The following is a 10,085-nucleotide window of genomic DNA, read 5'->3' as shown; positions in this document are numbered from 1 at the left end:
TTGTTTGTCTTGATATAGAGAAAGGTTTATAATACTATAATTTAAACTAAGTCCGTAATACGGGCAACTATAATAGTTATATAGTAGCTGTTTGAGGACGGCTTGTTTTATTCGCTTATCTATACATCTAAACTAACCTTCCCGATTGGAAATCCGTGGAAAAGAGCCGTCTCACGCCGACGGGGGGTACCGCTTCGCACCGAGAACAGCGGACAAAGTGGTGTGAGTGTTCCTCGTCTCACCAGCCGACTCGTCTTCACACCCACATTCGTCGAGAACAGCGGACAACGTGGTGTCTGTGTCAACACTCACCGAACACGTCTCGACCGCTCGTCGACGCGGGTCGTCACACAATCGCGTGGTTTGTCTCGTCCGGTCGAGTCGACCGACTTCGTCGCTCGCCTTCGGTTACCGACGGAATCCGTTCTCCGTGGTTCTCTGTGACTCTACGAAGTTCCGTGAGTCGGTAAAAGCGTCTTTTTAGGAGCTGACACGACGAACAACTGCGGACATAGTGGTGTTGTAGGGGAATCGTGGATGACCTCGTCAAATCGTGAACGACCTCGTCACCGCCTGCTCTCAGCGACGACTCAGTGTCGACTCAGTGACCACCCAACGACGAACCGGCGATGGCCGACCGCGAACGAGGTCTCCAACGGAATCACCAACGAAACCTCGAACAGTGTTTGTGGGTCGTTGTCACGACGTATCTCCCTCTCTTGGCGGCCAATCTGTCGGAAAACAGCGGACAACGTGGTGTTCGAAACTGCAATCACTCCGTTTCAACGCCGTGACATTTGCTATCACGAGTATCCGATAAGTTATCCGTCTCCGTCCCCGAGCAAGAATGTGAGTGAAAATCAAGGGCGTCGAAACCTTCGAATGCCCAACGACAACGAGCTGTTCGCAGTCGTCACAGAGCACAACGGTGGCAACCACGTCCGAATCCGCTGTGAAGACGGAAAGAACCGCATGGGCCGCATCCCCGGCCGCATGAAGTACCGCACGTGGATCAACGAGGGCGACGTCGTGCTGGTCGAACCGTGGGACTGGCAGGACGAGAAAGCCAACATCGAATGGCGCTACACCGGCGAGGACGCGGACCAGCTTCGGCGCGAAGGCCACATTCAGTAATCATTTTCTCCGAAAGGAGAGTTTATCTCGCCTGACGACCAGCGGCGGCTCTACGATAGCCTCGGAGTTTCTCTCCAGCGATACTCACTTCGCGCCGACCGACCAGAACAGCGGACATAGTGGTGTTGTTCTCGTCGCGGTCCGCGGCGGACCGTATCGGGTGTCCGCCTCGATTCTGCGTTCGCCTCACTCGAACACGTCGACGAACCGCGGCGCGGAAAGCGCCCGCAGGTCGTCCGGCGTGAGTTGGAACACGGCTTCGGGAGTTCCCGCAGCGGCCCAAATCCGGTCGAACGACTCGAACGTCGGGTCCGCGAGGACGGGACAGTCGGTCGCGTGGCAGGTCGGCGGTACGCCGCCGATGCTCCAACCGGTCGCCGCTTTCACTTCGGAGGGGTTGGCGCTTCGAACCGAGCCCTGTTCGGCATCGAACTCGGAGCCGAGCGAGGCTTCGTCGACGCGGTTCGCACCGCTCGTGAGGACGACGACCGTCTCGTCGCCCACGCGCATCACGATGCTCTTGACGATTTGGGCGACGTCGCAGCCGACGGCCGCAGCCGCGTCGTCGGCCGTCTTGGTTCCCTCGGGGAACTCCTCGATGGTCGCTTCGAAGCCGTGAGAATCGCGTACTTGGTCGGCAAACTTGCGTGCCGTGGGATGCATGCCCAGGGCTTCTGCGTCGGCGGATATGAACGTTTACCGCCGTGGCAGATACTGCGCTGCACTCACCACTCCCCGTCGAGTCCGTCGCGAAGCGCCGCCACGTCCGACTCGTCGTTGAAGTTGTGGAACGACGCGCGGACCGCCGTCGGTTCGGGAAGCGTCCGGACGACAACCCCCGCCGATTTGAGCCGTTCGACCGTCCCCTCCGGGTCAGGGACCTCGAAGGAGACGAGCCCCGACTCCGGGTCGTGCGGACTCAACAGCCGTCCCTCCGGGACGGTTTCGATGAACCGGCCTGCGAGGTCGCGCACGTGTTCCTCGGTTCGGTCGAGGCCGACGCGCTCGGCGATGTCGATAGCCTCTCGGAGCGCGACGTGCGGTGCGGGGTTGGTGGTTCCGACCTCGAAGCGTTTCGCTCCGGGCGCGAAGTCGAGCCCGTCGGCGTTCGGCTCCGTGACGCCGCGGTAGCCGACGGCGTGGGGTTCGATGCCCTCCGCGACTTCGCGACGGACGTAGAGGAAACCCGCGCCCCACGGCCCGAGCAGCCACTTGTGGCCCGCGCCGGCGACGATGTCTGCCCCCCAGTCGTCCACGGCGACGGGGTACTGGCCGAACGACTGGACCGCGTCGACCACCGACAGCGCGCCGGCGTCGCGGGCGATATCGGTGAGTTCGCGCACGGGGAGCCGCGTCCCGTAGTTCCACGTTAGGGAGCTGAAACAGACGAGGTCGGCGTCGCTGACGGCCTCGGCGTACTGGTCCATATCGAGCCGCCCTGCCTCGCTCTCGACGACGCGGACTTCGACCCCCTCGCGTTCGAGTCGCCGCCACGGGAGGATGCCGGCCGGGTGTTCGAGGTCGGTTCGGACGACCACGTCGCCCGGCTCCCAGTCGAGCGCGGTGGCGATGCGGTTGATGCCGTCGGTGGTGCTCTGGGTTAGTGCCACCTCCTCCGTTTCGGCACCGATGAACGCGGCCACGTCCTCGCGGACGGCCTCGTAGGCGTCGAACGCGGTCGGATACGGTCCGTCGTCGCCCGGCGACTCGTACTCGTGGTATTCGAGGAACTCGGTCGCACGCTCCACGATGGGGCGCGGACTCGGGCCGTGCGCGCCGGTGTTGAGATACGTGACGTCGTCGAGGGCCGGAATCGTCGTTCGGAGTTCGTCGGGTGTCATAGTGCGTTATCGGGTGTCATCGGAGGTGTTCTCTCGTCGGTCGCGCCGCGAAGAAGTCGTGTCTGCTGGTGATACGCCCGTCGAATCAAACGTTCTGGTACCACTATCGAATTGCCGCAACAACTCGTCGGGGAGGCGGGCGTACACCTCGGCGTTGCCGACGAGCGCCTCGACGGTGGTGAACTCGTCGACCGCGTGCGCCGTCTCGGTCCCCAGCCCGAACTCGACGGTCGGGACGCCGGCGTTTCGCATTCGCTTCGCGTCGCCGCCGCCGGTCGCGCTCCGGCGGTACACACGCCCGCCGGTGACGCCTTCAGCGACCGAGACCACGGCGTCCGCCAGCGCGCTGTCGGGGTCTTCGAACGTCCCGACCGACCAGTCCGCGTCCGAAGTCTCGACGCCGTCGTGACCGGCGACGACCTTCCGAACGCGGTCGAGCACCGCCGCCGTCTCGACGCCCGCCGTCACGCGAATATCGAGCTTCGCCCGCGCCGCGTCGGGGACGACGTTCACCCGGTCGCCGCCCGAGAGGACGCCCAGATTGACCGACGGCCGCTCGAACAGCTCTCGCGCCGCGTCCGCGCCGAATCGCGGCGCGTAGTACTCGACGGACTCGTCGACGAGCGCCCGCACCGCGGGGTCGAACTCGAATCGGTAGTCATCGAGCGTCGATTCGATGTCGCTCACCGCGCGGTAGAGCCGGTGAATCGCGTTCTCACCGAGCATCGGTCGGGAGCCGTGGGCGGCGGTCCCCGTCGCTTCGAGTTCCAACCAGATGCTTCCCCGGTCCGCGACGGTCACCGAGTGGCGGTCGCTCTCGCAGGTCGTCTCGCCGATGACGCAGGCGTCCGCGGCGAGCCCGCGCCGGTCGAGCAGCGTCGGCAGCCCCGCGCTCCCGGCGACTTCCTCGTCGCTGACGAACGCGAACACGAGGGTCGTCGCCGGCGTCGTGTCGGTTTCGACGTACGCGTTCGCCACCGCGAGCATCGCGGCGACCGCTCCCTTCATGTCGGTCGCGCCGCGCCCGTAGAGCCGGTTTCCCGCCCGCTCGCCGAGCGGGTCGCGCGTCCACTCGCCAGCATCGAACGGGACCGTATCGAGGTGCCCCAGCAGGACGAGCGTCCGGTCTGTCGCGCCCGGGAGCGTCGCCACGAGATTCGGTTTCTCGGGGTCCGAGGCGACGAGCTCGGCGTCGATACCGAGGCCGGAAAAGAACGATTCGACCCACGACGCGAGGTCCCGCGTGTCTCCCGGCGGGTTCTGCGTGTCGTGGCCGACGAGCGTCGCCGCGAGGTCGACGACGTCCTCGCGGTGCTCGCGGAGGGAGGCGACGACGGCGGGTGGGTCGCTGGACATGAACTCTCTGTCCGGATGTACGTACTGACGACGAATAAGTTTGTGCTAAAAATACAATATTGATGGAGCGAGATACGGGTGCCTCTGTGGGACGGGTCCGAAAGAAATCGTCACTCCGAGTGGTGGAGGGTGGGGTGGGATGGGATGCGGTGCTGATTCCGGTATCAGGCGTTGTAGGTCCACCGCTGGAGCGTCGCGGAGTTGGAGCCGGATTCGGAGGTCCAGACGACGCGGACTGTGTCGCCGTTGGCAAAGCCGTCCTCGTCAGTGTCTTGGACGACGACGGACTCACCCGCGCTGATGGTGTCTGAGCCGAGGGTCGACCACTTGTTTGCGTCACTCGAATCGGTGACGTTGACATCGCCAGCGATAGTGACTAAATCGCCGTCAATCTGCGCGCCGCTTTCGTGCGTGATGGTCAGTTCCGTTCCGTCGTAGTCGAACGTGAAACTCGCTTGGGGAGCGGTGTCACCGACCTGGTCGCCGAGACCGAGAACGAAGGTGCCGATGACGGCCGCGAGGATGACGGTAATCGCGACCATGAGGATGACGCCGATGACCGGCGAGACTGCGCGGGACTCCGTGAACATTGTCTTGATTTGCATAGTTGTTTCTCCTAGGTGTGCCGGACGAGAGGCGACCGTTGAGAAAAATACGAATCGGTCCTCGAACGCCTGCGTTCTAACCTAACAGATTGTCTGACGTTCTCCGATGATATAAACTAGTATTGAGAAGGCGTTTCACGTCTCATGCGTGATTCGTACCAGAATCGGCTGGTGCTGTCGCTCACGGTGTAACGTTCGAAAAAATCGAGGTTCGGTTGACTGTGTCGCCGCGGACCGTTTAGTGCGTGTACGTTTGCAGGGTCGCGGAGTTGGAACCGGATTCGGAGGTCCAGACGAGGCGCACTTGGTCGCCGTCCTCAAGTTCGTCGCCGGCTGCAAGTTCAACGACGATGGTGTCACCGGCGTTCATGCTGTCGTCGGAGCCGGTCTTCTTCGACACAGTATCCGCGGTTAGGCCCGACGGGATGACGACGCTCAGCTCGTCGCTGGCGATGGAATCACCACTCTCGTGCGTGATCGTGATTTCCTGTGCACCGTCGTAGTCGAAGCTGAAACTCGCCTGCGGGGCGGTGTCACCGACCTGGTCACCGAGACCGAGGACGAAGGTTCCGATGACGGCCGCGAGGATGACGGTAATCGCGACCATGAGGATGACGCCGATGACCGGCGAGACTGCGCGTGATTCGCTAAGGAATTTCTTGATATCCATTGTTCTACCCAGGACCGGCCTCTGACCCACCTCGTGCCCACCTGCACGGGACCGCGAGCGGCCACATGTTCCGGCTCCTGTTGGCCTTCCGTATGTTCCGGATATATTTAATTTCGCAGCGACTTACCGGTCTATTCGAGGGGTTAGGGCGCTCCTAACCGTCGAATTCGGGATTTAAGCTGTTCCATCCCACCTGCGTACCATCCGCAGGGGAGGTCGGTGCTGAACCGCCGACCTGACGCGCTACACACGCGAATCCGACTCTCCCGCTCGCGCGACGCACTCGCTCGAACTGCTGCGCTCCCGATTTCTGCGGACATGGTGGTGTGGGTTCGGGAGGGTGTCGGCCGCGGCGCGCGTCCCATACGCGTCGCTCACGCGACTCGAAACGCGGGGGCGGTCGAAAACGTCGGGAAAACGGCCTACTGGGAGGCGTTCCAGAAGCGCGGCGTCGACTCGAAATCTATCTTCGCGTCGGAGGGCGCGCGCTCGTAGAGCGCGTCGTGGACGGCCTCGTAGGCCGCGCGCGGGCCTTCCTGTGCGAGTTTCGGGTGGTCGCGGGTGTCGAAGACGACGCGCCACGTCCCGTTCGTGAGGTGCAGTCCGAGGATATACTTCCCGCGGACGTTCACGACCAGTTGGTAGGCGTGCTGGACCGTCTCGCCGTCGCGTTCGATGTTGTAGCCGCGGACGGCGACGGCCTGCTGAATCGCCTCCTTCGTCTCGAGTTCGGCGACGAACGATTTGGGGACGGCCCGTCCGGGGAGCGACTCGACGAACGGTTCGCTCACGGTCGCACCACCTCGCGTCGCGCACCTCTCGGTTCCATCGTATCCTCTGTTGGCGGCCGAGCGGGTATATGCGATACGGTCTTCGCCGGCGCGGGTCCGGACACCGACCGACTCGCGTCGCCCCGCGTTCCGAGCGAAGCGCCTTTGAGGCTCTGCGCGCGCAGACGAACCGTGAACTCCAGCGCACACCACGTCGGTCTCACCGTCCGCGACCTCGATTCGACGCTCGAATTCTACCGCGACGCGCTCGACCTGCCGGTCGTCTCTCGCTTCGAAGTCGGCGGCGAGGAGTTCGCCACCGCCGTCTCCGTCGACGGCGCGTCGGCGCGCTTCGCCCACCTCGACGGCGGCGACGTGCGCGTCGAACTCGTCGAGTACGACCCGGTCGGCACCGACACCGACGAACCGACGCTCAACCGTCCCGGTGCGACCCACCTCGGGCTCTCGGTCGAGGACGTCGACGCCGCGGTCGCTCAACTCCCGGCCGACGCCGAGACGCTCAGCGAACCGCAGACGACCGAAACCGGCACGCGAATCGCGTTCGTCCGCGACCCCGAGGGGAACCTCGTCGAACTCCTCGACGCCTGACCCGGCCGCTTCGTTCGACGGGTTCGCCGCTCGAAACTCGCCGTTGAATTGTTCTCGAACTGCAATACCAGGGCGCTGGTGTGGTCACTCGTCGGTCGAAAACCACGTCCGCGGCCGCTCTGACCCGATTGGAAGCTTCAGCGTCACGGCCGTCCCCCCGAGGGAAGACGGTTCCAACTCCATGCTCCCGCCCGCTTTCTTGACGACCCAGTGGACCAGCCACAGGCCCATCCCGGTCCCGTGTTCGAGCGGCGTCTCCTCGCCGCGCTTGATGACTCGCCACTCCTCGTCGGGGATTCCCGGCCCGTCGTCGTCGACGCGCACGACGAGTTTCGAGTCGTCGGCTTCGGTTCGGCGCACGTCGATACGGACCGTTTCGCCGCCGTGTTTGAGCGCGTTCGCGATTAGCTCGTCGAGCGCCGCGCCGACGCGGCTGTCGACTCGCGCGTAGAGCCCCGTCTCGATGTCCGTCCGCACCGCCGCCTCCGGGTACGTCGATTCGGCCCTCGACACGGCGTCTTCGACGAGCGCCGAGACGCGCCGCGGCGTTCCCTCGGATTCGAGGGCGTCCGAGACCGTCTGCGCCTTCTCGGAGAGCGACGCGAGGTCGTCCGCCGCCTCGACGATGGCCTCGGCAGCCTCGGCGAGTTCTTCGTCGGTGTCCGTGGCCTCGTTCTGGCGAATCAGCTCCGCGTAGCCCTCGATGACGTTCATCCGGTTTCGGAGGTTGTGCCGGAACATCCGGTTGAGGACCCCGAGTCGCTGTCTGGTCACCTCCGACTCGGTGACGTCGGACTGGATGGCGACGTAGCCGTCGATGTCGCCGTTGCTCTCGATGGGCGCGATGGTCTGTATCGCGGTGTAGAGCTCGCCGCTCTTCCGTCGGTCGATGATTCGCTCTTGCCACGTCTCGCCGGACTGGAGGGCGCGCCACAGTCGCTCGTAGTACGTCTCCGGCATCTCGCCCGAACTGAGTATCGACGCCGGTTCACCGATGACCTCCGCGGCGTCGTAGCCCGTCGTCTCCTCGAACGCCGGGTTGACGTACGTAATCTCCCCGTCCGGCGTGGTGAGGTAAATCGCGTGGCCCGCCTGCTCGACGGCCTGCTCGAACTCGCGGAGGCGGCGCTCCCGCCGCTGCTGTTCTGTCACGTCGACGAAGACGCCGACGATTTCGGCCACCTCGCCGTCGGCGTCGCGGACGACCGCCGTCGAAAGCCGAAACTCGCGGAGGTCGCCGTCCGCCGGCTGTCGCTCGACTTGAACGTCCGAGAGGCCGTTTTCTGCGATGGTTCGCCGGATAATCTCCTCGCTATCCTCGCTGTCCGCGCCCGCGTCGTAGGGGAGCGGTCCGCCGAGCACCTCCTCGCGCCCCCAGCCGAACGTCTCCGTGGCGGCGTCGTTCCACCTCGTCACGCGCCCCTCGGGCGTGACCGCGATAATCGGCACCGGCGACGCGGCGACCACGGTCCGAAGCTGGTCCAGCGACGACCGAACCGACGCCTGCTGGCGCTCGATACGACGGTTCTTTCGGGAGACGAGCGCCCAGACGAACGCGGTGGAGACGGCGACGAACGCGAGTCCCTTGACGAGTTCGGCCTCGGGGGCCGGGGGCGCACCCAGCGTGGCCGACAGGAGTAGCTCGCCGCCGAGGATGCCCGCGGTCCCGAAGCCGAGATACGCCAGCGCGATGGCGCGGGCGTCGAGACCGTCGAGCGGCGAGTCGTTCATCATCCGAACGGAGCGCGAGCGAAAATATAAACGTGGTGCGGTAATCCGGGAGTTGATAACGACGGCACCACCCCTCGAAACCCGACGCGGAAGCGCAACCGACATTGCCACCGGGCCGCTAGCACGGGTGACTCCCCGCTTCCCGAGACGCACGACATCGTACCCATGCCCACCACGAGCCGGCGAGACGCCATCGAGACACCATGAAACGACGAGACGCACTCAAGACACTCGGCATCGGCGCACTCGCCGCCACCGCGGGCTGTCTCGGCGGCTTCGAACAGCAGTCGGCGTGGCGCGACCCGCCGCTCGTCGACGACCGCCCGGACGCGGTCTACCTCCCCGCCGTCACCGAAGGGATGAAGATGTACGGGAAGACGACCGCCGGCCCGTACGGCGTCGCGCTCACCTACTCGTACCCTCATCGCTTCTGGACCGCCGCCGGCTCCGACCTCGGGAAGACCGTCGTCGAGGCCGACGACTCGATTCACCTCATGGCGTCGCTGTGGGACGCCGAGACGGGGACCGTCCTCCCGCTGGACGCCGGCGTCTCCATCGAGATTCTCCGCGACGGCGACCTCGTGAGCGAGGAGGTCGCCTACCCGATGCTCTCCCAGCAGATGGGGATGCACTACGGCTCGAACTACGTCCTCGACGGCGAGGGCGACTACGAGGCCCGCGTGCACGTCGGCGGCACCTCGCTTTCCCGAACCGGCTCGTTCGCCGGGCGGTTCGAGTCGGCCGAGACGGCGACGTTCGAGTTCGCGTTCGACACGGACGACCTCTACGACGTGGAACTGCGCCGCCTCGGCGACGAGGCCGGGTCGCGCGGCGCGGTCCCGGCGATGGAGATGATGGGCGTTCCGACCGGCAAAGCCCCCGCCGTCAGCGACCTCCCCGGTCGCCACCTCGGCCGGCAGACGAGCGCCGACGCCCTGTTCGACGCCTTCGTCGTCGACGACGGCTCCCGCTTCGGCGTCGACGGTGCGTACCTCTACGTCTCGGCGCGGACGCCGCACAACGAGTTCGTCCTGCCGATGATGGGCGTTCGGGCCACGCTCGAACGCGACGGGACGACGACCCTCGACGGCGCGCGACTCGCCCGGACGCTCGACCCCGACCTCAGCTACCACTACGGCACGGGCGTCGAGGGCGTCGAATCCGGCGATACGCTGACGCTCTCGGTTGACGTGCCGCCGCAGGTCGCCCGCCACGACGGCTACGAGACGGCGTTCATGGCGTTCGAGCCGATGCGGTTCGAGGTCTGAGGTGTCGCTTTGTCGCCGCCTCACCCCCCGTCGGGCGACCCGGGCACCCCGACGCGGACGGCGCGATGGAAACGTTCAGAAGCCAACAACCCCGAACTCTC

Annotated in this window: 10 protein-coding genes; 3 read left to right on the top strand and 7 right to left on the bottom strand. The window is 65.3% G+C overall.

Annotation, left to right across the window (positions count from 1 at the left end; translation table 11 throughout):
• The first annotated feature begins 849 nt into the window (after nt 1-849).
• Entirely contained in the window at nt 850-1,134 is a 285-nt protein-coding gene (gene eif1A, locus HVO_RS04705) for a translation initiation factor eIF-1A (RefSeq protein ID WP_013035036.1), read from the top strand.
• 186 nt (nt 1,135-1,320) lie between these two features.
• On the opposite strand, the gene HVO_RS04700 is transcribed toward eif1A, so the two are convergent.
• The 6 genes from HVO_RS04700 to HVO_RS04675 all read right to left on the bottom strand — a co-directional run bounded on the left by HVO_RS04700 (nt 1,321) and on the right by HVO_RS04675 (nt 6,397).
• The gene (locus HVO_RS04700) at nt 1,321-1,797 is read right to left on the bottom strand and encodes a YbaK/EbsC family protein (protein ID WP_004040989.1); all 477 of its coding nucleotides are present in this window, start codon (nt 1,795-1,797) and stop codon (nt 1,321-1,323) included.
• A gap of 62 nt (nt 1,798-1,859) precedes the next feature.
• Nucleotides 1,860-2,975 carry an aminotransferase class V-fold PLP-dependent enzyme gene (locus HVO_RS04695; protein ID WP_004040988.1) on the bottom strand — a complete coding sequence of 372 codons (1,116 nt, stop codon included), beginning with the start codon at nt 2,973-2,975 and terminating at the stop codon, nt 1,860-1,862.
• Between the two features lie 6 nt (nt 2,976-2,981).
• Entirely contained in the window at nt 2,982-4,331 is a 1,350-nt protein-coding gene (locus HVO_RS04690) for a M20 family metallopeptidase (RefSeq protein ID WP_004040987.1), read from the bottom strand.
• Nucleotides 4,332-4,495: 164 nt separating this feature from the next.
• Nucleotides 4,496-4,936, bottom strand: coding sequence for a type IV pilin (locus tag HVO_RS04685; protein WP_004040986.1), 441 nt, complete (start codon nt 4,934-4,936; stop codon nt 4,496-4,498).
• Between the two features lie 238 nt (nt 4,937-5,174).
• Entirely contained in the window at nt 5,175-5,606 is a 432-nt protein-coding gene (locus HVO_RS04680) for a type IV pilin (protein WP_004040985.1), read from the bottom strand.
• A 422-nt stretch (nt 5,607-6,028) separates the two neighbouring features.
• Nucleotides 6,029-6,397 carry a hypothetical protein gene (locus HVO_RS04675; protein ID WP_004040984.1) on the bottom strand — a complete coding sequence of 123 codons (369 nt, stop codon included), beginning with the start codon at nt 6,395-6,397 and terminating at the stop codon, nt 6,029-6,031.
• A gap of 171 nt (nt 6,398-6,568) precedes the next feature.
• On the opposite strand from HVO_RS04675, the gene HVO_RS04670 reads away from it, so the two are divergent.
• Nucleotides 6,569-6,985, top strand: a complete 417-nt coding sequence (locus HVO_RS04670) for a VOC family protein (protein ID WP_004040983.1) — start codon at nt 6,569-6,571, stop codon at nt 6,983-6,985.
• Between the two features lie 84 nt (nt 6,986-7,069).
• Here HVO_RS04670 and HVO_RS04665 read toward each other — a convergent pair whose 3' ends face one another.
• A complete protein-coding gene (locus HVO_RS04665; RefSeq protein ID WP_004040982.1) occupies nt 7,070-8,719 on the bottom strand; it encodes a PAS domain-containing sensor histidine kinase in 1,650 nt (549 codons plus the stop codon).
• A 200-nt stretch (nt 8,720-8,919) separates the two neighbouring features.
• Between HVO_RS04665 and HVO_RS04660 the strand changes: the two genes are divergently transcribed.
• A complete protein-coding gene (locus HVO_RS04660) occupies nt 8,920-9,984 on the top strand; it encodes a DUF7350 domain-containing protein (RefSeq protein ID WP_004040981.1) in 1,065 nt (354 codons plus the stop codon).
• Nucleotides 9,985-10,085: the final 101 nt, after the last annotated feature.

This window comes from Haloferax volcanii DS2, from assembly GCF_000025685.1.
In the GTDB taxonomy this organism is placed as follows: domain Archaea; phylum Halobacteriota; class Halobacteria; order Halobacteriales; family Haloferacaceae; genus Haloferax; species Haloferax volcanii.
This window is presented reverse-complemented; position numbering and strand designations above follow the sequence as displayed.